Origin of the sequence: Phyllobacterium chamaecytisi (genome assembly GCF_020164455.1) — a bacterium.
Lineage (GTDB): Bacteria > Pseudomonadota > Alphaproteobacteria > Rhizobiales > Rhizobiaceae > Phyllobacterium > Phyllobacterium chamaecytisi.
In genome coordinates, this window is the sequence record NZ_JAIQWW010000039.1 from 1 (window position 1) to 22,702 (window position 22,702).

Sequence of the window (22,702 nt, forward strand, 5' to 3'; positions counted from 1 at the left end):
TGATGCGTCTTCCGGCGCGAAATCCGCACAGGAAGCTATGGACTCACTATGTTCCGAGCAGGAGAAGGTTCTCGGACGCCTCGAAAAGTCAGGCGTGCAGGGTGATATCGGTCCGAAACTGGCCGAAGAACATGACCTTGCCTACTGGAATGCCGATGCCGTCAAAAACGGCCATCTGGCGCCCCAGTTGAAGATCGAGAACGAAAAGGAAAAGCCCCAGACCGTCAACTACGATGAGCTGGTCAAGAGCTGGAGCAAGTAAGTTCCACGCGTTTTGGTGGGGGGAGGGGTGGCGCTTCGGCGCTGCCCCTTTTTCGTTGATCGGAACCACTCAGAACTGCCAAAGCTACCTCAAGAAGAGCCGTCTTCAGCCTAGTTATTGACAAACAGACGCGGCTCGAAGGAATATCCAAGAGCTGCGTAGGCTGCATCGACACAAGGTCGAAAGGGCAATGCCCGCCTCCATGATGTAACAACAGATGCGCCTATGCCGAATCTTGAAAATCTTAAGAAGCAAGCCAAGCAGTATTTGCGCTGGCATCGGCAGCGGTACTATCCCGTGGCCGCTGAAATCAGGGCCGTTTTGCCACGGTTTCAACACCTTGGTGACAGTGAGATACTGGAAGCGAACTTCAAACTCTCTGACGCGCAAGAACTTGTCGCACGTCAAATGGGGTTCGAGGGATGGCTGGCGCTCAAGTCAGGAGCCCAATCCATGAGCACGCAATTCAAAAGGACCGCACTACGTCCCGTTCTTGCTTCGACCTCGGCGCAACTCTTTGTGAGCGACATTCAGGTGTCGTGCAGCTTTTTCACCGATAAGCTCGGATTCACCATTGACTTCATCTACGGCGAACCGCCGTTCTACGGACAGGTCATTCGCGACAAGGCGCGGCTCGCGCTACGGCTGGTGTGCGAACCAGTATTCGTGGGTGACATCCGGGAGCGTGAGCACCTGCTCTCCGCATCGATCACAGTCGATACAGCCGATGAGATCAAACAACTTTTTCTGGATTTTCAGGCCAACGGCGTGCCGTTTCATCAAACGATCACGAAAGAACCGTGGGGTGCCCGAAATTTCATTGTGTTGGATCCAGATGGGAATCTCATACTATTTGCTGGGCCAGCAGGCTGAATTCCGGTCCGATCTTCAAACGCCATAAACCTGCAGCAGGCTCTTCATGCGGCTAACCGCAAGTTCGGGCTTGTCCAGCACATTGGCCCGATCGGCCAGCCGGAAGATATCCGCGTAGTGGACAATGCCCCGGGCGGACTGCAGGCCCGCCGGCATGGTGAAATGGCTTTGATGGCCGTTGAGCCAGGCGAGGAATACCACCCCCGCCTTGTAGTATTGAGTAGGGGCTTCGAAAATCTTGCGCGACAGCGGTACGGTCGGCTCGATGACGTCGCGGAAGGCCTGCGTTTCGCCTTTCGCAAGATGCGCCAAGGCCTTGGACGCCGAGGGCGCAACCGCATCGAAAATGCCCAGCAGCGCATGGCTGTAGCGTTCGCCGTCGCCTTCGATCAGTTCCGCATAGTTGAAATCATCGCCGGTGAAGCAAAGCACGCCTTCCGGCAGCCGCTTGCGCAATTCGATTTCTTTGGCGTTGTCCAGCAGCGAAATCTTGATGCCTTCGACCTTCTTTTTGTTATCACTAATGATCGCGAGCACCGTTTCAAGTGCCTGTTCGAAGGCGGGTGAGCCCCAGTATCCCGCGAGCTGCGGGTCGAACATGTCTCCAAGCCAATGCAGGACGACCTTGTTGCCGGTCTGGCGCAGAATCTCGCCATAGACCATACGGTAGTCGTCGGCCGAACGCGCGACGCGGGCCAGCGCACGGCTCGCCATCATTACGGCACGTCCGCCCTCCGCTTCGACAAACCCGATCTGCGTCTCATAGGCATCGATCACGTCGTGGAGGCTCCTGGCATCCTCAGGTGCCAGTTGATCGGTACCGGCGCCGCAGGCAAGGTCCGCTCCATCAAAAGTCCGCGCCTCGGCCAGCGAGCGGCGGATCAGTTCGCGTGCTCCGGCCCAATCCACGCCCATGCCGCGCTGCGCAGTGTCCATGGCCTCGGCAATCTTGAAACCGAGCGACCATAGATGATGGCGAAATGCCATGGTTGCATCCCAATCGATTGCTGATGCACCCCAAGGCTGGGTGTCGCGCAATGGGTCGGACACCACGTGAGCGGCCGCATAGGCAATCCGGTTGAATGTTGGAGGGCTTGAAGGCGCGACAATCGGCACGCCGCTCAAAACGTAATCGGCGGTCGTCCCACTTCCATTCGGCAATTGAATTTTGAGGGTCATTCTGCATTGCTCCCAGATCAGCGGTATCTTTTAATTTGGAACGTTCCAAAAAACAAGAGGCAATTTAATGACGCCAGAAATCAATAATATCCCACAATAACGCCTTTTGGCGATAAAATCGCTTGACGGATTTGGAACGTTCCAATTATATGAAGGCCGATGGAGGATTTTCGTTGAACAAAACCCGGACCAGCATTGTGGATATTGCGCACGCCGCCGGCGTGTCGAAATCCACTGTCTCACTGGTCCTGCAGGGTAGCCCACTCGTCAACGAAAAGACCCGCGAAAAGGTCAATGCGCTGATCGGCGATCTTGGCTACGTCTATAATCGCGGCGCTGCAAACCTGCGGCAGTCGAAGTCGAAGATCATCGGCATCGTCGTCAATGATCTCACCAACAGTTTCTTTGCCGAACTTGCTGTCGGCATGGACATGATGGTCCAGTCGGCGGGCTACGTGCAGTTCCTGGCTCACAGCGGCGAGAGTGTCGATCGCCAGCGCGAGGTCATTTCCTCCATGCGCGAGAATGGTATTGCCGGGCTGATCCTGTCCCCGGCGCGTGGCACGGAAGCCAGCGATATCAAGCCGCTCGCCGATAGCGGCATCCCGGTGGTTCTGGTCGTGCGCAATGTGCCCGGCGCGAAAGTCTCGACGCTCCTTTCCGACAACCATGCCGGCGCCAAGGCTGCCATCCGCCATCTGATCTCCCTAGGTCATCGCCGGATCGCCTTCATGGGCGGTTTCGTGGATACGGCGGTTTTCGGCGAGCGGCTGCGTGGCTATCGCGACGCGCTGGCTGAAGCCGACATCCCCTTCAACGAAAAATTCGTCATTCATTCCGCGCCGTCGCGCGCCGGCGGTGTTGCTGCGGTCGAGCGCATGATGGTCTTTGCCGAACGCCCGACCTCCGCCCTCTGCCTCAATGATGCAGTGGCGTTTGGCGTTTGCGACGGCCTGCGGTCCAACAATATCGAGCCCGGCAAGGGATTTGGCATCATCGGTTTCGACGATGTGATCGAGGCGAAGACGGCCGTACCCGCGCTGACCACGGTTTCGGTCGATCCGCAGGGCATGGGACAGCGGGCGGCGCAACTGGTCTTGAAACAGATCAATGCCGGACAAACAGATCCGGAATCGATTGTGACATCAGTGCGCCTGGTTGTGCGTCAAAGCTGCGGTGCGCCTGTAAAGCAATTGGAGGAGTTGGCATGACACGCTGGGGATTGATCGGCGCAAGCACCATTGCGCATGAGTGGGTAATCGATGCGATCCGCGCCAGCGGCGGTGAAATCGTCGCCGTGATGAGCACGAACGAAGAGCGCGGCAAAAAATATGCAGCGGACCACAACATCCCGAACTCAGTGACCAAGCTCGACGCGCTGGTCGGCGATCCGAATGTCGATGCCGTTTATATTTCAACGACCAACGAGTTGCACAAGGATCAGGTGCTGGCCGCTGCAAAGGCCGGCAAGCACATACTGTGCGAGAAACCGCTGGCGACGAGCCTTGCCGATGCGCGCGCCATGGTCGAGGCCTGCCGCGCCGCAAATGTCGTTTTCGCTACCAATCACCATCTGCGCAATGCGGCCAGCCATACTGCGATGCGCGAAGCCATTGCCGCTGGCAAGATCGGCACGCCGCTCGCTGCCAAGGTTTTTCACGCAGTCTATTTGCCTCCGCATTTGCAGGGCTGGCGGCTCGATCGCCCGGAGGCAGGAGGCGGGGTCATTCTCGACATAACCGTGCACGACACGGACACGCTGCGTTATGTTCTTGGCGATGATCCTGTCGAGGCCACGGCATTCTCGCAGAAAAGCGGCTTGGCCAAGGCGGGCCTCGAGGATGCGGTCATGGGCGTCATGCGTTTCAAGTCGGGATTGATCGCCCTCTTCCATGATGGTTTCACAACCAAATATTCCGAGACCGGCTTCGAAGTGCACGGCACCGAAGGCTCGCTCGTCGGCCTTAATGTGATGTCGCAAAAGCCGATCGGTACGGTCACTCTTCGCAATAAAGACGGCGAGACTGAACTGAAGCTCGATCAGAAAAACCTTTACGAAACCGGCATCGCCAAGTTCCATGCCGCCATCGCGGGCCAAGGCAAGCCGGCAGCCAGTGGCGAAGATGGCTTGTGGTCGCTGGCCGCCGGCCTAGCCGTCGCTGAAGCTGCCAGGACCGGTACCGCCCAACCGATCAATCCGGGCCTCTGAGAAAACGAATACTGATATGAATAAGCACATCACCCCCGAGGAGGCCGCGAACCTCATTCCCGACGAAGCGATCGTTTCGGTCTCGTCTTCGAGCGGTCTCGGCTGTCCGGATCTGATGCTGAAAGCCATCGGCGCCCGCTTCGATGCGACCGGTCATCCGCGCAATCTGACGACCCTGCATCCGATTGCGGCCGGGGATATGAGCGGCATCAAGGGTGTCGATCACATCGCCAAGAAGGGCTTGCTAAAGAAGATCATCGGAGGCTCCTATCCATCCGGTCCGTCCAGCGCCGAACCTCCACTGATCTGGCAGATGATCGGCAATGATGAGGTTGCGGCCTATAATATTCCTTCCGGCATTCTGTTCGACATGCACCGTGAAGCGGCGGCGAAGCGCCCGGGCGTTTTCACCAAGGTCGGACTCGATACCTTTGTCGATCCGGACCGGCAGGGCTGCGCCATGAATGCCTCTGCCGCCGAAGAACCGGTTGTCCGCAAGATCGAGTTCGGCGGCGAGGAATGGTTGTTCTTCAAGCCCATCATTCCGCAGGTCGCGATTATCCGCGCCACCACCTCGGACGAGCGCGGCAATCTCACTTACGAGCATGAGGGCGCCTATCTCGGCGGCTTCGATCAGGCGCTCGCGGTGCGCAACAATGGCGGCATCGTCATCGCGCAGGTCAAACGCATCACCAAGAGCGGTTCAATGAAGCCGCACGATGTGCGTGTGCCGGGCATCCTTGTTGACTACGTCGTCGTCGATCCCGACCAGAAGCAGACCACGCAAACGCTCTACGATCCGGCTATTTCCGGCGAGATTTTCCATCCACTGGAAGATTTCGCGCTCCCGGATTTCAATATCCAGAAAGTCATTGCGCGCCGCGTCGCAACCGAGCTCCAAGCTGGCAGTGCCGTCAATCTCGGCTTCGGCATCTCTGCGAATGTTCCGCGCATTCTGCTTGAGGAGGGCTTGCACGGGGCGGTTACCTGGGTGATCGAGCAAGGACCTGTCGGCGGTATTCCGCTCCTGGATTTCGCGTTCGGCTGCGCTTCCAACGCGGAAGCCTTTGTCCCATCGCCACACCAGTTCACCTATTTTCAGGGCGCGGGTTTTGATGCCTCGCTGCTGTCGTTCCTCGAGATCGACAAGTCTGGCTCGGTCAACGTGTCGAAGCTGAGCTTCCGTCCGCATGTGACCGCTGGCGCAGGCGGGTTTGTCGATATCACCGCAAGGGCGCGCAAGATCGTCTTCTCCGGCATGTTCAATGCCGGTGCGAAAGTACATGTCGAGGATGGAAAGCTGGTCATCGAGAAGGAAGGCAAGCTGAAGAAGCTGGTCACGCAAGTCGAACATGTGACGTTCTCCGGCCGTCGCGCCGTCGAGCAAGGCCAGGACATCACCTATGTCACGGAACGCTGCGTCATGGTCCTGAGGCCGGAGGGCGTGGTCCTGACGGAAATCGCGCCGGGCGTGGACCTCCAGTCGCACATTCTCGATCAGTCGGAATTCCCGCTGGTTGTTGCCCGCGATCTCAAGCTGATGGACGCGCATCTGTTCGCGCCGGAACCATTCGGCCTGAAATTGCCGCAGAAACAGCAAAGGACGCTCCATGGCTGATCCGCGCATCAACGTTACCTTCGCCGGTCCTATCGCCACGATTACCGTGTCGCGTCCGGAAAAGCTCAATGCCTTCGACCTCGACATGTTGAAGGAGTTGAGCGCCGCCTGCGATACAGTGGAGACCAACGCGCAAGTGCGGGTTGCGATCCTCACCGGCGCTGGCAAGGCGTTTTCTGCAGGCGGCGATATCAAGGCTTGGGCAGCGATGACGCCAAATGAGTTTGGCCATGCCTGGGTGCGTTTCGGCCACCGCGTCTTCGAACGTTTGGCGACACTCCGTGTACCTTTGATAGCGGCGCTTAACGGCCATGCGCTCGGCGGCGGCCTGGAACTGGCTGCCACAGCGGATATCCGTATCGCTGAAACGCACATCAAGCTCGGCCTGCCGGAAACCGGCCTCGGCATGGTGCCGGGCTGGTCCGGCACACAGCGGCTGGTCCGGCGTTTTGGCGCGCAAGTGGTTCGCCGCATGGCGCTTGGCGGCGAAATGTTCAGCGCGGCGGAGGGTCTGCGGTTCGGCCTCGTCGACCATGTGGTCGACACCGGTACCGCGGTTTCCACAGCGCAAGCCTATGCGGAGCGCATCGCCAAGCGCGGCCCGGCTGCCGTGGAGGTGGCAAAACTGATGATCGCTTCAGCCAATGGCGAAGACAATGGAACGGCGGTCGAGGCGCTTGGCTCGATCCTCGTCGCAAAAACTGCGGACCTCAAAGAAGGTGTTTCGGCCTTTGCCGAAAAGCGTGAGCCCGTGTTCAAGGGAGAATGGTAATGACAGTTCTGGTGCGGCCTCAGGCACTCGACAACTTCAAGGTGCGCGAATTCCAGATGCTGATCGATGGGCGATGGACCGACGGCGCTGAAGGCGGCGTCATCGAGCGCAAGAGCCCCGGTCATGGCGTTGTTGTTTCACGCTACCAGGCAGGAACCAAGGCCGACGCAGAACGCGCAATTGCTGCCGCACGCCACGCGTTCGACAATGGGCCGTGGTCGCGCATGACCGGCGCGGAGCGTTCGAACATCATCCTCAAGGCCGCCGATCTCATCGCAGCGCGTTCCGATGAACTTGCCTATCTCGACTGTATCGAATCCGGCAAACCAATCAGCCAGGCCAAGGCGGAGCTCGGCGGCGCCGTGGATATCTGGCGCTACGCGGCTGCACTTGGCCGCGACTTGCATGGCGAAAGCTATAATACGCTCGGAGACGCAACACTGGGTGTCGTCCTGCGCGAGGCGATCGGTGTCGTCTCGATCATAACGCCCTGGAATTTCCCCTTCCTCATCGTAAGCCAGAAGTTACCTTTCGCGCTCGCCGCAGGCTGCACCGCTGTGGTGAAACCCTCGGAGCTGACATCCGGCTCGACACTGGTGCTCGGTGAAATCCTCATGGAAGCCGGTGTTCCTGCTGGCGTGGTCAATATTATCGTTGGGACGGGTGCCGAAGTTGGTGCGCCGATGACCATGCATCCGGATGTCGACATGGTCTCGTTCACTGGCTCGACCTTTGTCGGCAAGCTGACTATGGCAAATGCCGCCCAGACCCTGAAAAAGGTCTCGCTTGAACTCGGCGGCAAGAACCCGCAGATCGTGTTTCCCGATGCCAATCTCGACGATTTCATCGATGCGGCGGTGTTCGGCGCCTATTTTAACGCTGGCGAATGCTGCAATGCCGGATCCCGCCTGATCGTCCACCGCGATATCGCCGATGAGGTCGTCCAGCGCGTCGCGGCGCTTTCCGCCAAGGTCAGGGTTGGCGATCCGCTCGATCCGCGTACCAAAGTCGGCGCGATCATCACGCCGGAGCACCTCGCCAAGATTGGCGCCTATGTCCGCAACGCCGCTTCCGCGGGGGCGAATATCAGCCATGGCGGTGAAGCGCTCGATCTCGGCTTGGGACAGTTCATGGCACCGACGATCCTTTCGGCCGTCCAGCCGGAGATGGCCGTGGCGCGGGAAGAGGTATTCGGACCGGTGCTGTCTGTGCTAACGTTCGATACACAGGAGGAGGCCATCCGTATCGCGAATTCCATCGACTATGGACTGTCTGCTGGCGTCTGGAGTCGCGACTTCGATACCTGCATGACAATTGGCCGCCGGGTACGTGCTGGAACCATCTGGATGAACACCTTCATGGACGGTGCATCGGAACTGCCCTTCGGCGGATACAAGCAATCCGGGCTCGGCCGCGAACTCGGCAGGCATGCGGTCGAGGACTATACGGAAACCAAAACTTTGAACATGCACATGGGTAGGCGGAAAGTAGTATGGTCAGGAGATTAAATCGATTGTAATAGCCGTTCTGCCTATTGTATGAATGCCCCGGACCTGAGGGCACCTTCGGTCGGACATGTTAAATTTTATCTCTTTTTTCTCGTGGGAGGACTGTTATGAAAAAGCTGATGAATACTGTTGCCGCTGCAGCAATGCTGCTCGGTACAGCAACGATGGCCCGTGCGGCCGAAAACGTCGAGGTCCTGCATTGGTGGACTTCAGGCGGTGAAGCGACGGCGCTGGAAGTGCTCAAGAAGGATCTGGAATCCAAGGGCATCACATGGTCCGACATGCCGGTTTCCGGTGGTGGCGGTACGGAAGCGATGACCGTTCTGCGCGCCCGTGTCACTGCCGGCAATCCGCCGACAGCCGTACAGATGCTCGGTTTCGACATCACCGACTGGGCGAAACAGGGTGCCCTCGGCAACCTCGATGAAGTTGCTGCCAAGGAAAAGTGGGATGACGTGATCCCGACCGCCCTGCAGAAGTTCTCGAAATATGACGGTCATTGGATTGCTGCGCCGGTCAACGTGCATTCGACCAACTGGATCTGGATCAACAAGGCCGCGCTCGATAAGGCCGGTGGCAAGGAGCCTGCGAACTGGGACGAGCTGATCGCTCTTCTCGACAACTTCAAGGCGCAGGGCATCATTCCAATCGCCCATGGTGGCGTGCCGTGGGAAGATGCGACGATCTTCGATGCCGTCGTTCTGTCGCTCGGCAACGACTTCTACAAGTCGGCTTTCATCGACCTCGATCCCGCTGCTCTCGGCAGCGACAAGATGAAGGAAGCCTTCGACCGCATGACCAAGCTGCGTACCTATGTGGATGACAATTTCTCCGGTCGCGACTGGAACCTTGCTTCCGCAATGGTTATCGAGAACAAGGCAGGTCTGCAGTTCATGGGCGACTGGGCCAAGGGCGAATTCATCAAGGCTGGTAAAGTGCCAGGCAAGGATTTCGTCTGCATGCGCTTCCCGGGCACTCAGGGTTCGGTAACCTTCAACTCCGACCAGTTCGCCATGTTCAAGGTCAGTGAAGCACAGCTCAAGCCGCAGCTCGTCATGGCATCGGCCATCGAAAGCCCGACCTTCCAGTCGGCGTTCAATGTCGTAAAGGGTTCTGCTCCTGCACGTACGGACGTTCCGGACACGGCTTTTGATGATTGCGGCAAGAAGGCCATCAAGGACCTTGCCGAAGCCAACAAGGCTGGCACGCTCTTTGGGTCGATGGCCCATGGCCATGCCAATCCGGCTGCGGTCAAGAACGCGATCTACGACGTTGTGACCCGTGAATTCAACGGCGATCTGACTTCGGAAGAAGCAGTCAAGGAACTCGTTGCCGCTGTTGCTGCTGCGAAATAAGTCACGTGTTTCTGTCCGGGGCCCTATCGCCCCGGACAGGTTCCCGCGACGCTTCGCGGCAAATATAAGATTACACATCGAGGGGTGAGGCTATGGATACCCGCAGCCGCATACAGGACCTGATACCGAAACTGGTATTGGGACCGAGTTTTCTGATCGTCCTGATTTTTGTCTACGGCTTCATCGCCTATACCGGCATCCTGTCTTTCACCGATAGCAAGATGCTGCCATCCTATGGCTTTGTCGGGTTTGATAATTACCGTAGGCTCTGGGCGTTGCCGCATTGGTGGCGCGCGATCACCAATCTCGGTATTTTCGCTTCGCTCTATATCATCATCTGCACGGTCATCGGCCTCGGCCTCGCCATCCTGCTCGACCAGAAGATCCGCGTCGAAGGCCTCCTGCGCCCGATTTATCTCTATCCGATGGCACTTTCCTTCATCGTCACCGGCGTTGCCTGGAAATGGTTCCTCGATCCGGGCATCGGACTTGAAAACACCATGCACCAGTGGGGCTGGGAGAGTTTTCACTTCAACTGGATCAAGGACTCCAAAATGGCGATCTATACGGTGGTCATTGCCGCCGTCTGGCAATCTTCCGGCTTCGTCATGGCCATGTTTCTTGCCGGTCTGCGTGGTGTCGACAATGAAATCATCAAGGCGGCCCAGATCGATGGCGCATCGACCGGCATGATCTATCGCCGCATCATCATTCCGCTGATGCGCCCGGTTTTCCTCTCCGCCTTCGTCGTGCTCGCCCATCTCGCCATCAAGGCCTATGATCTTGTGATTGCGCTGACCGGCGGCGGACCGGGCCAGGCCACCGAATTGCCCGCGACCTTCATGTATTCCTATACCTTCACCCGCAATTCCATGGGCATTGGCGCTTCATCGGCCATTATCATGCTGATCATGATCTTCTCGATCATCGTTCCCTATCTCTACTCAGAAATCAGAGGGGGCAACAAATGAGTGCCCAGAGCCCGGATAATGCCATCTCCAGCGGCAAGCTGACACGTGTACTGATCTACGCTGCATTGTTCCTGTTTGCTTTCTATTACCTGCTGCCCCTCTACGTCATGCTGGTCAATTCGCTGAAGCCGCTGGAAGAAATCCGCCAGGGCGGCATGCTTTCGCCTCCACGCGAATGGACAATTCAGCCTTGGCTTACAGCCTGGTCGACGGCACAGATCGGCGTGCAACCGACAGGCCTCAGGCCCTATTTCATCAATTCGATCCTCATGGTCGTGCCTGCGGTCGCCATCTCCACGGTTGTCGGTGCGCTCAATGGCTACGTGCTGACCAAATGGAAGTTTCGCGGCTCCAATCTGATTTTCGGCATGCTGCTGCTCGGCTGTTTCATCCCGTTCCAGATTGTGCTCATTCCCATGGCGCGCATGCTCGGGTTGCTCGGCATGGCAGGTACGATTCAGGGCCTGATCCTCGTCCATATCGTCTATGGCCTTGGCTTCACCACGCTCTACTTCCGCAACTATTATGAGGCGTTTCCAACTGAACTCGTCCGCGCGGCGCAGATCGACGGCGCGAGCTTCTTCCAGATATTCCGCCGCATCCTTCTGCCGTCATCGGGGCCGATCATCGTCGTGTCCGTCATCTGGCAGTTCACCAATATCTGGAACGACTTCCTGTTCGGTGCCTCCTTCTCCGGTTTCTCAAGCACGCCCATGACGGTTGCGCTCAACAATCTCGTCAATTCGTCGACCGGCGTGAAGGAATATAACGTGCATTTCGCCGGCGCCATTCTCGCAGCGCTGCCAACTCTCATCGTCTACATCGTTTCCGGACGCTATTTCGTCCGCGGCCTCATGTCCGGCGCCGTGAAGGGATAAATCAATGTCATTTCTCCAGATCAAAGACCTGCATAAGTCCTACGGCAATGTGCCGATCCTCAAGGATATCAATATCGAGATAGACGAGGGTGGCTTCCTCGTGCTCGTAGGTCCTTCCGGCTGCGGCAAGTCCACATTGCTCAACACCATCGCCGGCCTGGAACCGATCACCTCCGGCGATATCTCCATCAAGGGCAAGTCGATCAGCGGACTGCATCCCTCCAAGCGCGATATCGCGATGGTGTTTCAGTCCTATGCGCTCTATCCGAATATGACCGTTGGCGGCAACATCGCCTTCGGCATGGAAATTCGCGGCGTCCCCAAGCCAGAACGCGAGAAAGCCATCAAGCAGGTTGCCGACATGCTTCAGATCGGCCATCTGCTCGACCGCAAACCCAGCCAGCTTTCAGGTGGCCAGCGTCAGCGCGTCGCCATGGGCCGCGCGCTTGTGCGCAATCCGCAGGTGTTCCTGTTCGACGAACCGCTCTCCAATCTCGATGCCAAGCTGCGCGTCGACATGCGCACGGAAATCAAGCGGCTGCACCAGCGCATGAAGACTACGATCGTCTATGTGACGCACGACCAGATCGAGGCAATGACGCTGGCCAGCAAGATCGCGGTTCTGAAGGATGGCGTGCTGCAACAGTTCGGCACCCCGGCGGAAATCTACAACAACCCGACCAATCTGTTCGTTGCCGATTTCATGGGGTCACCGGCCATGAACCTGCTCAAAGCCAAGATTGATGGCAGCGCTTCGGACCTGCATGTCGTGCTCGAAAGGCCGGATGCGCCGCCGCTGCGCCTACCGATCAAGAAGACCAACAGCGCTCTCGTCGGATATGCCGGCAAGGATGTCATCTTCGGCATTCGCCCCGAAGCGCTGACTGATCCGGATGGCGCGGATCGCAATGCGAATTCGTTGGTTGAAGGCGAATGCCTGATCGAAGTGGTCGAGCCCGCAGGTTCCGATACTTTCGCGGTGACGAAGCTTGGCGGCAAGGAAGTCGTTGCCCGCCTGCGCGCAGATGCGCAGATTGTTCCCGGGGCAAAAACACAGCTCGCTTTCAATCTGGACAAAGCCGTGTTCTTCGATCCGCAATCGCAATTGCGTATCGGCGCCTGAAACGCACCTTATGAACGGTCAATGCGCATGAGCCAAGAGATACAACCGGCCACAGCCGCAGATATCGTGATCATTGGCTCAGGCATCGGCGGCGCGACGATGGCGGCAGGACTTGCCGCCTCGGGTGCGGATATTCTCATCCTCGAGGCCGGCGATCATCTGCCGGATCGTCCCGAGAATCGCGATCCGCGGGCGATCTTCCAGCACGGCTTCTTCCGCCCCAAGGAAAGCTGGTACGACGAGACCGGGAGTGCCTTCAACCCCGGGAACTACTACAATGTCGGCGGTAATTCGAAATTCTACGGGGCGGTGCTGACGCGCTATCGCTCCGAGGATTTCGAGGAGTTGCAGCATCTCGAAGGCGTGTCGCCTGCCTGGCCCTTTCCTTATGAGGAACTGGAGCCTTGGTATGGCAAGGCCGAAGCTTTGTTTCAGGTTCGCGGCAAGTTGGGCGAAGACCCGACTGAACCGCTCCATTCGACGCCCTATGATTTCCCCCCGGTTCCCGACGAAGCGCCCATCGCTGCCTTGCGGGAGCGGCTGAAGACGGCGGGTGTTCACCCATCCACTTTGCCGCTCGGTGTCGATATCGATACATGGCTGTCCCACGGGAAAACGCCATGGGACGCGCACCCGAACAGTTTCAACGGCAAGATGGATGCTGAAACCACAGCTCTTGCATCTGCGCTCAAATACAAGAATGTCAGATTGCAGACCAATTCCCGCGTCACGCGGCTTGAAACTGCACCTGACGGCACCACCATCGCTGCGGTGCATTATGAAAAAGACGGCGCGCGTTACGTCCTCAAGCCTAAGCTTGTCGTCCTTTCCGCCGGTGCTGTGCAGTCCGCCGTGCTGCTGTTGCGTTCCGCCGATGATGCCAATCCGGCAGGGCTCGCCAATCGTTCCGATCAGGTCGGGCGCAATTTCATGAACCACAATCTCTCTGCGGTCATCGGCTTCGATCCGCGTTTCAGGAACGATTCCGTCTACCAGAAAACCTTTGGTTTCAATGATTTCTACCTGTCCGACGGCAAGGGCGGTGCGCCGCTCGGCAATGCCCAACTGCTCGGGCGCATAAGCGGGCCGGTGCTTAAATCTGACCTGAAGCTCGTGCCCGAATGGATACTCGACCGCTTCTGCGCCCATACGGTGGATTTTCTCGCAATGAGCGAGGATGTGCCAAAACCGGACAGCCGCGTCCGCGTCGATGGCGACAGGATCATCCTTGAATGGCTCCGCAGCAATTGGCCGGCGCATCAAAAGCTGGTTGCGCAAATCAAATCGGTCCTGCGCGCGGCCGGCTTTCCGCTGGTTCTTTCCAAGGCCTTCGATCGCAAGACCCCGTCGCATCAATGCGGCACAGTCCGCATGGGTGACGACCCGGCGCACGCGCCGCTCGACATCTATTGCCGCGCCTGGCAGCACCCCAATCTGTTTGTCGTCGATGCGGCGTTCCTGCCGACCTCGGCCGCCGTCAATCCGGCACTGACCATTGCTGCGCAGGCATTGCGTGTGGCGGATCATATCGTGTCGAAGGAGCTTGCGTGATGAAACCTGTGGCACTCGTCACTGGCGCGCGCCGTGGCATCGGGCTTGGCATAGCCAAGGCTCTGGCGTCGAAGGGCTTCGACCTAGCCATCACCGACATTGCCGATGACGCTGCCAGTCAATCGGCAATCAAGGTGCTGCACAAGCTGGGGGCAGATACGGTCTTCATCCAGTCGGATATCGCTGATCTGACAAGCCATGGCGCAACAGTCGAGGCCGCCATCGCGAAGTTCGGCCGCATTGATTGCCTCGTCAATAATGCCGGTATCGGCTCTAAGGTTCGCGGAGATTTCCTCGATCTTGAGCCAGCTAACTATAACGCGATTTTTGATATCAATCTGCGCGGAACTGTGTTTTTCACGCAGGCCGTGTTGCGAACGATGTTGACAGGGAATACTGCATCCCATCCACGCTCGATCATTAACATAACATCGGTTTCCGCCGGGATGACCTCGCCGGAACGGCTCGACTATTGCATGACAAAGGCTGCTTTGGCTTCCTTCACCCAAGGCCTCGCCCTGCGTCTGGCGGATCAGGGCATCAGCGTCTTCGACGTGCGCCCCGGTATCATCCGCTCTGACATGACTGCGGTTGCTGCGGCGAAATACGACAAACTTATCGCCGAAGGCCTGGTGCCGATGAAGCGCTGGGGCGAGCCGGAAGATCTCGGTCGCATCGTCGCGGCGCTCGCCAGCGGCGATTTCAACTTTGCCACCGGCTCCGTCATCAATGCCGACGGCGCCCTTTCGATAAGCAGGCTTTAAGCAATTGCAGGAAAAGCGGGAACCGGTTTTCCGCCCGAAATTGCGCAAAAACAAAGAGTTAGACCATGACCTATGACTACATCATCACTGGCGCGGGTCCCGCGGGTTGCGTCCTCGCCAATCGTCTCAGTGAAGATCCGGCGATTTCCGTGCTGCTGCTGGAAGCAGGTGGTGGCGATTGGAACCCGCTGTTCCACATGCCCGCCGGCTTTGCCAAGATGACCAAGGGTGTCGCCAGCTGGGGCTGGGAAACCGTACCGCAGAAGCACATGAAAAACCGTGTGCTCCGCTATACGCAGGCCAAAGTAATCGGTGGCGGGTCGAGCATCAATGCGCAGCTTTACACGCGCGGAAATGCAACCGACTACGATTTGTGGGCGAGCGAAGACGGTTGCAAAGGCTGGAGCTATCGCGATGTCCTGCCCTATTTCAAGCGCGCCGAAGACAATCAGCGTTTTGCTGACGACTACCATTCCTATGGCGGGCCGCTGGGCGTCTCCATGCCTGCAGCCACCCTGCCGATCTGCGATGCCTATATCCGCGCCGGTCAGGAGCTGGGCATACCCTATAATCATGATTTCAACGGCAAGACGCAAGGCGGCGTCGGTTTTTACCAGCTGACCCAGCGAGATCGCCGTCGATCGTCCGCGTCAATGGCCTATCTCACACCCATCAAAGACCGCAAGAACCTGACGGTCCGTACTGGCGCGCAGGTATCAAGGATCATCGTCGAGGGCAAACGTGCCATTGGCGTTGAGATCATCAACGCCAATGCGCGCGAAATCATCCGGGCGGAACGCGAAGTTCTGGTGAGCTCCGGCGCAATAGGCTCGCCAAAGCTTCTGCTGCAATCCGGCATTGGCCCCGCCGATCATCTGAAAAGCGCCGGCGTGCCGGTCGTGCATGATCTGCCGGGCGTCGGCGAGAATATGCAGGATCACCTTGACCTGTTCGTCATCTGCGAATGCACCGGCGATCACACCTATGATGGTGTAGCCAAGCTGCACAGGACCCTGTGGGCCGGACTGCAATATGTGCTGTTCCGCTCTGGTCCCGTCGCATCCAGCCTGTTCGAGACCGGCGGCTTCTGGTACGCCGATGACAAAGCCCGCTCGCCCGATATCCAGTTTCATCTTGGTCTCGGTTCCGGCATCGAGGCAGGTGTCGAACGATTGAAGAATGCCGGCGTCACGTTGAATTCGGCCTATCTGCATCCCCGTTCGCGCGGCACCGTTCGGCTGCAATCGGCTGATCCATTCGCGGCGCCGCTGATCGATCCGAACTATTGGAGCGATCCGCATGATCGAAAGATGTCGATCGAGGGCTTGAAGCTTGCCAGGGAAATCATGCAACAGGCGGCGTTGAAACCATTTGTCATGGCGGAGCGCCTGCCTGGACCAAAATACAATACCGACGAGGAGCTCTTTGAATACGGCTGCGCCAACGCCAAGACCGATCATCATCCGGTCGGTACGTGCAAGATGGGCACCGACGCCATGGCCGTCGTCGATCTGGAGCTGAAGGTTCGGGGTCTTGAAGGTCTGCGCGTCTGCGACAGTTCGGTGATACCGCGCGTCCCGTCCTGCAACACCAACGCGCCAACGATCATGATGGGTGAAAAAGGCGCGGATATCATTCGTGAAATGACACCGTTACCGCCGGCAATCTTCTCCAATGAGATGAATGAAAAACGCCCGCGGGCACGGGCAGATATTCGCTGACAGTGGATGCCGATTATCTCTCCCCTTGTGGGAGAGAAAGCGATTTCAGCATCTTAGCCCTTGCTAAGTGCTAGAAATCGCCAGAGAGGGGATGGTGATCTGTGGGATCAAAGAGATCCCCTCACTTGGATTTTCTAAGGATTTAGCAAAGAGGCTAAATCCAAGAAAATCCTTTCTCCCCCACAAGGGGGGAGATGGGCGCCGTCGCATCTTAATGCAGTCGGGTATCCAGAAATACACCAGCCTCGCGCGCGGCGCTGATAAAGGCATGGCGCGCCTTGTGCGCGGGCTTCCAGCCATCGAGCGCATCAAGGCAGGCTTGCAAAGCCCGGCGATAGCTCGGTCCTTTCTTCGCGGGCCAATAACTTCGCAGGCATTCGATCGCTTCCCAAACGCTGGAGACTGCTCGTTGACCGGCAGTTCCAAGAGTGATCATAACCGGGATGGGAAAACGCTTGTCGTTCATCACTTCCTCCACAAATGTCGGACAGTTTGGCAGCAGTTTTACGCCGCTCAGCCAACCATAGAAATGAGTCCGGTATGAGTCCGGTTCCATGACAGTTTGAAGAATTATTTTTAAATGATTGATTGCGCAGAGCAGGCCTCTGATCGCCAGTCGTCTGTTTTGTAGATGACCCCAAACAATCTATGTATTGGTTAGGCGCCGGAACTCACACTACCTTTTGGATTCGCGGATCTGGTCGAAATAACATGAGGCTTTTCTGCTCTGAAATAGCAAGCAATCGGAAACCTGGAATGACTCGCAAAAAACTTACGATAGCCACGACCGACTATGATCATTTTCGCGATTTTCGCACTGGCGCTGTGAAAGCCGAGGGACTGGACCTGAATTGGTTGACTCTGGGTCACCACGAGATTTTCGCGCGGTTCACCTTCAATCGCGAATGGGACATAAGTGAGCTTTCGTTTGCCAAGTTCATGGCGCAGATCAGCCGGCCTGACAGCGACATCATCGGCTTGCCAGTCATCTGCTCGCGGCTGTTCCGGTTCAGTTCATTTTATGTCAACAAGAACAGCGGCATCAAGACGGTCGAGGACTTGCGCGGGAAGCGTATCGGCTCGCCGGAATGGGCACATTCCGCAGCCGTTTATATGCGCGGCTGGATGCACAATGATTGCGGAGTCAAACTGCAGGACGTTCATTGGTATCAGGCGGGGGCAAACGCGTCCGGACGTATCGAGAAGGTCGATCTCGACTTGCCGGAAGGTGTCAAGCTGACGCGTGTCGGCGACAAGTCTCTCTCGGAGATGCTCGCCTCCGGCGAGATCGATTGCGCTATCATTGCCCGCCCGCCCACCTGTTTCCTCGAGGGAGACCCCAATATTGAACGGTTGTTTCCAGATTACCTGGAGATGGAGGAGGAATATTATGAGTGCACGCGTATCTGGCCGATCATGCACATCATCGCGCTCAAGAAACACCTGCTCGACGACAATCCATGGATCGCCCGCAACCTTTATAATGCCTTCGAGGAGTCGAAGAATCGCAGTCTAGAGCGTCTGCTCGATCCTGCCGTCTCGCGTTATCCATTGCCGTGGCTTGCCACCTACGCCCGCCGTATGCGCACGCTTTTCGATGGCGATACGTTTCCCTTCGGTATCGAAAAGAACCGGGCAACCTTCGAACAGATGATGCTCTATACCTATCAGCAGGGTATCGCCCAACGGCACATGACTCCGGAGGAGGTTTTTCCGGCGGGCATCATGACCAAAATCGTCATCTGATTCCTGGAGCCCTTGTCTTTACCTGAAACGCGCCCTCCCTGTCCGTCATCCTCGTCCTCGGGTTAAACCCGAGGATGACCCGAGGACCCATTGGCCGCTCACATCACAGCGCTGCGTTTCTTCGGCGAGCGGTATTCCCTTTAAGAACGTCGCCCGGCGGGAAACGTTCTTCCGCATGACCTGATCCTGCCGGCATGGTAAGACGGGCCTCGTGCAGAGGAGGAAAATCGGTGAGGGTTCGTCAGCTTGAATCATTCGTTTGTGTTTGTGAGAGCGGAAGCATCACGCGGGCCGCGGCCAAATTGAACATAGTCCAGCCGGCGCTTGGCTCGCAGATTACTGCGCTTGAGCAGGAGCTCGGCGTGCAATTGCTGGATCGCAGCCCAAGGGGCATCAAGACAACGCCTGCGGGCCAGTATTTTCTCGAAGAAGCCAGGGACTTGCTGGGACGGTTCGCGACGATCAAGAAGACTATAAAGACCTTCAACAATTCGGAGCCTGGGCATCTGTCGATCGGACTGACAGCCAGCCTCTCGATGCTGCTTGCAGCTCCGCTGGCGCAGGAATTCAACCGGCAGAACCTGGCCGCCAAAGTTCATATCATCGAAGATATCAGCCACAATCTGCCAGAGCGGATTGCCAAGGGTGAGATTGATCTGGCGTTGGCGTTCGACGTTGCTTCTCATAAGGCGGTCAATTGCACGCCAGTCCTCACCGAATCGCTTTTCTTCGTCACCGGTCCGGCAACGGAATTCAACAAGCAGGGGCCAATCGATCTCGCCGAACTTTCCAGGGCGACTTTCGTGATCTCCACCGAAAAGAGCCATGTCATCCAGCTTGTCAAACAGGCGATGGAGCAACTGCATTTGCCACTCGATGTCACCTATCAGATTGAATCGAAGCAGGCGATCAAGGGACTGATAGCGCAAGGTACCGCTTCTGCACTTCTGCCTTATGGCGTCGTCGCGCGCGAGGTCGAGGCCGGTACGCTGATTGCGCGCAAGATCGCCAATCCACCGCTCACGCGCACGCTTTTTCTATTGCAACCTTCAGGTCATCCCATCTCCGGCCATGCGGAGGCCGCACTGAAGATTATCGAAAAGTTCATTGCCCATCTCGCCGATAACATCGCCTTCGAGCTCGTTGAACCTGCCGACAAACAGCGGCTCTATCGCGGACGCACCAGCCAGCCGTAGAGCGCGCCGAGGCCAAGCATCAGGCAGGTGCCGAGGAAGACTGCGCGCATGCCGAAATGCCCACCAACGAACCCGCCGGCAAGCGGGCCGATTACCTGCCCGGCATATTGCGAAGAGGTAGCATAGCCGAGAATAGTGCCGGAGACGCGGTCGGGAACATTGTGGCGGATTACGCTGGTGATGCAGGGCAGAAGCCCGCCGAGCGAAAGCCCCATCAGGAAGCGCAAAACGACAAGCTGCCACCCCTCGGTTACGAATGCCTGCGGGATCAACAGGAGCGCCGATACACCAAGCGCCGCAACGATGACGTTCCAATGGCCGATGCGGTCGGCGAGCTTGCCAAGGCGCGATGCTGAAAGGATGCTTCCCAACGCTGCCGCCGACATGACGATACCGGCGACCATTGTGACATGGGCCGGATTGTCGACGAGTTGCGCCACATAGACGGTGATGATCGGCTCGATCGACATATTGGCGAGCATCAACAGCATCCCTGCGAGCAGCATCACGATGATTGGTCGCTTGTCGGGAATGGCCGACCAGCCGCCGCCCAGTTTGCCAGTCTTCGACTTTGCCGGGCGCCATTCTTCCTTGATGAAGAAACTTGTCGCCAGGAAGGTAATGAAGATGACGCCTCCCGCCAGCCAGAAGGTCTGGCGGATGCCGATCAAAGGCGGCAGCGCGCCGCCGATCAGCGGACCGACAAGATTGCCGGCCATAATGCCTGAGGCAAGGGTCCCGAGTGCCCAGCCGGTTCGCGCCTTTGGCGTCTGGGTTGCCACCAGGACCGTGGAGCCCGATGCATAGCCGCCGAGCAGTCCGGTCAAAAGCCGCAGGAAAACAAGCTGCCAGACATCGGTCGCCATGCCAATCAGCGACATGGCGACCGCCATGCCGAGACTGGCGCGGATGAGCATCAGTTTACGTCCATAGAGATCGGCGAGACGCCCCCAAAGCGGCGCGACGAGCGCTGCTGTGAAAAATGTTGCGCCATAGGCAACACCCGACCATTGCACGATCGCCGCATGATCTTTCACGCCAAGCTGTTCAACGTAGAGTGGCAGGAAAGGCAGGATCAACGTCATCGCGACGATCGTCGTAAAAGAGCCAAGCAGGCAGACGACGAGGTTCTGCCGCCAGTAGAGCGACTCACTCGAGGAGCCGGATGCATCGATGCCAGTCATGCCGGGGATCAGTCTTCCCACCGGAAAAATTTCGATGGGCCTCTCATTGCAAGAGCGAATAGGCCACCAGTTTTTCACCTGATTGCGGCAATAGCAACATCTGGCAGAGGCAGGCGGCAACGCGCCGCACGACTTGTCGACCGCAAGTTTGATCCGGGGCGAAAATAAAACAAAAAAGCGCGATTCTTACACGGTTTGATCCGATTCCTATGCAAGAAGGGTCGAATCCGGGATAAGAATCTCATCCTGCGATTGAATTTTGGATGCAGGCGGTTGAGGTCGTTACTTCAGACGCGCGGTAACGTCGATGGGTATTGCTTTGCCTATTCTGTCCCAGCCCGCCGATTTTTGCGATTGCCGTGCATAATAGCGATACGACGTGCTCGACCAGTCCCTGACCGAATTGGTGCGGTTATCGAGAATAAGGTCACCGTCTGAAGTGCGAACGGTCAGCACCACATGCCCCTCATTGCTGAAGGGAAGGCGGGCAACCGTAAGTAACAGCGATGCCGCTGGCCAGCCTCGTTTCAGGAGTTCGCGCTTCTTCAGGATGGCGAAATCTTCACAGTCTCCGGCTTTTGTCGGGATCGTCCAGAGGTCCTCGACACCATTGGTCTGCATGTCGCTCTGTTGCTTGATGCTCGAGTTGACGGTTGAGTTAACCGTTTGAAGTTGATGGCGTTTATCCGCCGTCAACTGGACAATCCTGGCGCCTGAGCGGGTGTTGCAAAGGCTCGCGAAGCGCCCGCAAAATGAGCGAAACGCCGGTGGGCCAAAGCCCTTGCCGTTGAGTTGCATTTCAGTGCCCCGCGCGAATGCCGGAACTGAAATTGTGCTTCCAATTACCAATGCTGTCAAAACAAGCAGAGAATATTTGCGAATCATTCGACGCTCTCCCGCGAATTGCCAAACGCAGCTTGCGCGTTAACCCGTTAAAATCATGTTCTCGGCCTTGAAGTTTTACGTCGGTTATTAACATGCCGTGACGGCATTAATTTCAGGGCCTGAGGCTGGGTACGTCGTCTTTGCCGCTACTGGCGAGGATTAACACTATCCTCTGGAACGATTGGGCGGCTGATAATCCGCGACGGGATCAGGTTAAACAATACGGTATATTTTGAATCATTTCATTAATCTTTTTATAAGGCCCCTAAGCATCATTGTTAAATAGTAACCAAATAATAATTAGCTTACAGATTGGATAAGCAATAAAGCCATCAATGGCTAAGAAAAAAACGAAATGTTTTCCTAGTATGGTGAGTTGCTTATAAAGTTAACTCTGAGGGAAACGTAAAATGCCTACAATAACAAACAAAATAAGCAAGGCAAAACGCGGTGGTTTACTCGCTGTAATGGCGGTTTCTACTTTAGGACTAGTTTCGACGACGTTTTCGAGCGCCCCGGCATATGCGCAAGCCAAACGCGCTCTTTTTGCCAGTGCAGCTCAATGTCGAACACTTACTAACGATAACGCAGGGCTTTGCTGCTTTGCTCTCAACAGAAAACTGGTTCTTTCAAAGCAACAACTCGATATGTGTCCGCCATTAACTACGGGGGCGATCAGCACAACTTCAACTGCCGAGCGTACGGGCGGCGATGGAACAGCGGGCCGCGGCAAGTCGGGCGGAAAATCCGGGAATGGCAATGCTGGCAGTGCCGGCAGCGCCGGCGCGGGTGGTTCTGGCGCGGGCAGCAATTCCGGTACAGGCGGTTCTGGCACAGGTGGTTCTGGCTCAGGTGGTTCTGGCACAGGTGGGTCTGGCACTGGTGGTTCTGGCGCGGGCGGCAATTC

The 22,702-nt window shown here is 57.4% G+C and carries 19 protein-coding genes and 1 pseudogene; 16 read left to right on the top strand and 4 right to left on the bottom strand.

Annotated elements, in window-relative coordinates:
• A pseudogene (locus LB462_RS30085) lies at positions 1-262 on the top strand (carbohydrate ABC transporter substrate-binding protein); the annotation flags it as partial.
• A 225-nt stretch (positions 263-487) separates the two neighbouring features.
• Entirely contained in the window at positions 488-1,135 is a 648-nt protein-coding gene (locus LB462_RS30090) for a VOC family protein (protein ID WP_224515645.1), read from the top strand.
• A 15-nt stretch (positions 1,136-1,150) separates the two neighbouring features.
• Here LB462_RS30090 and LB462_RS30095 read toward each other — a convergent pair whose 3' ends face one another.
• Complete coding sequence (locus tag LB462_RS30095) at positions 1,151-2,314, bottom strand: dihydrodipicolinate synthase family protein (RefSeq protein ID WP_224515647.1); 1,164 nt, start codon at positions 2,312-2,314, stop codon at positions 1,151-1,153.
• A 149-nt stretch (positions 2,315-2,463) separates the two neighbouring features.
• Between LB462_RS30095 and LB462_RS30100 the strand changes: the two genes are divergently transcribed.
• The 12 genes from LB462_RS30100 to LB462_RS30155 all read left to right on the top strand — a co-directional run bounded on the left by LB462_RS30100 (position 2,464) and on the right by LB462_RS30155 (position 16,784).
• Positions 2,464-3,525: a LacI family DNA-binding transcriptional regulator gene (locus LB462_RS30100; RefSeq protein WP_370637353.1), complete on the top strand. Its 1,062-nt coding sequence runs from the start codon at positions 2,464-2,466 to the stop codon at positions 3,523-3,525.
• Complete coding sequence (locus LB462_RS30105; protein ID WP_224515651.1) at positions 3,522-4,523, top strand: Gfo/Idh/MocA family protein; 1,002 nt, start codon at positions 3,522-3,524, stop codon at positions 4,521-4,523. The genes LB462_RS30100 and LB462_RS30105 overlap by 4 nt, the downstream gene beginning before the upstream one ends.
• Before the next feature lie 16 nt (positions 4,524-4,539).
• On the top strand, positions 4,540-6,141 hold the full coding sequence (locus LB462_RS30110; protein WP_224515653.1) for an acyl CoA:acetate/3-ketoacid CoA transferase: 1,602 nt from the start codon (positions 4,540-4,542) through the stop codon (positions 6,139-6,141).
• Positions 6,134-6,913 carry an enoyl-CoA hydratase/isomerase family protein gene (locus LB462_RS30115; RefSeq protein WP_224515655.1) on the top strand — a complete coding sequence of 260 codons (780 nt, stop codon included), beginning with the start codon at positions 6,134-6,136 and terminating at the stop codon, positions 6,911-6,913. Before LB462_RS30110 ends, LB462_RS30115 begins: the two co-directional genes overlap by 8 nt.
• Positions 6,913-8,421, top strand: a complete 1,509-nt coding sequence (locus LB462_RS30120) for an aldehyde dehydrogenase family protein (protein ID WP_224515656.1) — start codon at positions 6,913-6,915, stop codon at positions 8,419-8,421. The genes LB462_RS30115 and LB462_RS30120 overlap by 1 nt, the downstream gene beginning before the upstream one ends.
• A gap of 107 nt (positions 8,422-8,528) precedes the next feature.
• On the top strand, positions 8,529-9,776 hold the full coding sequence (locus LB462_RS30125; protein ID WP_224515658.1) for an ABC transporter substrate-binding protein: 1,248 nt from the start codon (positions 8,529-8,531) through the stop codon (positions 9,774-9,776).
• 92 nt (positions 9,777-9,868) lie between these two features.
• Positions 9,869-10,747, top strand: coding sequence for a carbohydrate ABC transporter permease (locus LB462_RS30130; RefSeq protein WP_224515660.1), 879 nt, complete (start codon positions 9,869-9,871; stop codon positions 10,745-10,747).
• Positions 10,744-11,625, top strand: a complete 882-nt coding sequence (locus LB462_RS30135) for a carbohydrate ABC transporter permease (protein ID WP_224515662.1) — start codon at positions 10,744-10,746, stop codon at positions 11,623-11,625. The genes LB462_RS30130 and LB462_RS30135 overlap by 4 nt, the downstream gene beginning before the upstream one ends.
• 4 nt (positions 11,626-11,629) lie before the next feature.
• The gene (locus LB462_RS30140) at positions 11,630-12,748 is read left to right on the top strand and encodes an ABC transporter ATP-binding protein (protein ID WP_224515664.1); all 1,119 of its coding nucleotides are present in this window, start codon (positions 11,630-11,632) and stop codon (positions 12,746-12,748) included.
• Positions 12,749-12,769: 21 nt separating this feature from the next.
• A complete protein-coding gene (locus LB462_RS30145; RefSeq protein ID WP_224515666.1) occupies positions 12,770-14,299 on the top strand; it encodes a GMC oxidoreductase in 1,530 nt (509 codons plus the stop codon).
• Positions 14,299-15,063 carry a 3-ketoacyl-ACP reductase gene (locus LB462_RS30150; protein WP_224515668.1) on the top strand — a complete coding sequence of 255 codons (765 nt, stop codon included), beginning with the start codon at positions 14,299-14,301 and terminating at the stop codon, positions 15,061-15,063. The genes LB462_RS30145 and LB462_RS30150 overlap by 1 nt, the downstream gene beginning before the upstream one ends.
• 65 nt (positions 15,064-15,128) lie before the next feature.
• Complete coding sequence (locus tag LB462_RS30155) at positions 15,129-16,784, top strand: GMC family oxidoreductase (protein WP_224515670.1); 1,656 nt, start codon at positions 15,129-15,131, stop codon at positions 16,782-16,784.
• A gap of 211 nt (positions 16,785-16,995) precedes the next feature.
• Here the strand turns inward: LB462_RS30155 and LB462_RS30160 are convergent, their stop codons facing one another.
• Positions 16,996-17,250 (bottom strand): DUF982 domain-containing protein, encoded by a 255-nt coding sequence (locus tag LB462_RS30160; protein WP_114429916.1) that lies wholly within the window; start codon positions 17,248-17,250, stop codon positions 16,996-16,998.
• Between the two features lie 290 nt (positions 17,251-17,540).
• On the opposite strand from LB462_RS30160, the gene LB462_RS30165 reads away from it, so the two are divergent.
• On the top strand, positions 17,541-18,530 hold the full coding sequence (locus LB462_RS30165) for a substrate-binding domain-containing protein (protein WP_224515672.1): 990 nt from the start codon (positions 17,541-17,543) through the stop codon (positions 18,528-18,530).
• Between the two features lie 230 nt (positions 18,531-18,760).
• Positions 18,761-19,726 carry a LysR family transcriptional regulator gene (locus tag LB462_RS30170; RefSeq protein ID WP_224515673.1) on the top strand — a complete coding sequence of 322 codons (966 nt, stop codon included), beginning with the start codon at positions 18,761-18,763 and terminating at the stop codon, positions 19,724-19,726.
• Here the strand turns inward: LB462_RS30170 and LB462_RS30175 are convergent.
• A complete protein-coding gene (locus LB462_RS30175; RefSeq protein ID WP_224515677.1) occupies positions 19,699-20,910 on the bottom strand; it encodes an MFS transporter in 1,212 nt (403 codons plus the stop codon). The genes LB462_RS30170 and LB462_RS30175 overlap by 28 nt on opposite strands.
• A 282-nt stretch (positions 20,911-21,192) precedes the next feature.
• Positions 21,193-21,795 carry a transglutaminase-like cysteine peptidase gene (locus LB462_RS30180; protein WP_224515675.1) on the bottom strand — a complete coding sequence of 201 codons (603 nt, stop codon included), beginning with the start codon at positions 21,793-21,795 and terminating at the stop codon, positions 21,193-21,195.
• Positions 21,796-22,702 lie beyond the last annotated feature (907 nt).

Excerpts from the sequence above, each read along its gene's own strand:
- LB462_RS30090 (WP_224515645.1), top strand. The coding sequence starts at position 488 with ATGCCGAATCTTGAAAATCTTAAGAAGCAAGCCAAGCAGTATTTGCGC.
- LB462_RS30095 (WP_224515647.1), bottom strand. The coding sequence starts at position 2,314 with ATGACCCTCAAAATTCAATTGCCGAATGGAAGTGGGACGACCGCCGAT.
- LB462_RS30100 (WP_370637353.1), top strand. The coding sequence starts at position 2,464 with ATGAAGGCCGATGGAGGATTTTCGTTGAACAAAACCCGGACCAGCATT.
- LB462_RS30105 (WP_224515651.1), top strand. The coding sequence starts at position 3,522 with ATGACACGCTGGGGATTGATCGGCGCAAGCACCATTGCGCATGAGTGG.
- LB462_RS30110 (WP_224515653.1), top strand. The coding sequence starts at position 4,540 with ATGAATAAGCACATCACCCCCGAGGAGGCCGCGAACCTCATTCCCGAC.
- LB462_RS30115 (WP_224515655.1), top strand. The coding sequence starts at position 6,134 with ATGGCTGATCCGCGCATCAACGTTACCTTCGCCGGTCCTATCGCCACG.
- LB462_RS30120 (WP_224515656.1), top strand. The coding sequence starts at position 6,913 with ATGACAGTTCTGGTGCGGCCTCAGGCACTCGACAACTTCAAGGTGCGC.
- LB462_RS30125 (WP_224515658.1), top strand. The coding sequence starts at position 8,529 with ATGAAAAAGCTGATGAATACTGTTGCCGCTGCAGCAATGCTGCTCGGT.
- LB462_RS30130 (WP_224515660.1), top strand. The coding sequence starts at position 9,869 with ATGGATACCCGCAGCCGCATACAGGACCTGATACCGAAACTGGTATTG.
- LB462_RS30135 (WP_224515662.1), top strand. The coding sequence starts at position 10,744 with ATGAGTGCCCAGAGCCCGGATAATGCCATCTCCAGCGGCAAGCTGACA.
- LB462_RS30140 (WP_224515664.1), top strand. The coding sequence starts at position 11,630 with ATGTCATTTCTCCAGATCAAAGACCTGCATAAGTCCTACGGCAATGTG.
- LB462_RS30145 (WP_224515666.1), top strand. The coding sequence starts at position 12,770 with ATGCGCATGAGCCAAGAGATACAACCGGCCACAGCCGCAGATATCGTG.
- LB462_RS30150 (WP_224515668.1), top strand. The coding sequence starts at position 14,299 with ATGAAACCTGTGGCACTCGTCACTGGCGCGCGCCGTGGCATCGGGCTT.
- LB462_RS30155 (WP_224515670.1), top strand. The coding sequence starts at position 15,129 with ATGACCTATGACTACATCATCACTGGCGCGGGTCCCGCGGGTTGCGTC.
- LB462_RS30160 (WP_114429916.1), bottom strand. The coding sequence starts at position 17,250 with ATGAACGACAAGCGTTTTCCCATCCCGGTTATGATCACTCTTGGAACT.
- LB462_RS30165 (WP_224515672.1), top strand. The coding sequence starts at position 17,541 with ATGACTCGCAAAAAACTTACGATAGCCACGACCGACTATGATCATTTT.
- LB462_RS30175 (WP_224515677.1), bottom strand. The coding sequence starts at position 20,910 with ATGACTGGCATCGATGCATCCGGCTCCTCGAGTGAGTCGCTCTACTGG.
- LB462_RS30180 (WP_224515675.1), bottom strand. The coding sequence starts at position 21,795 with ATGATTCGCAAATATTCTCTGCTTGTTTTGACAGCATTGGTAATTGGA.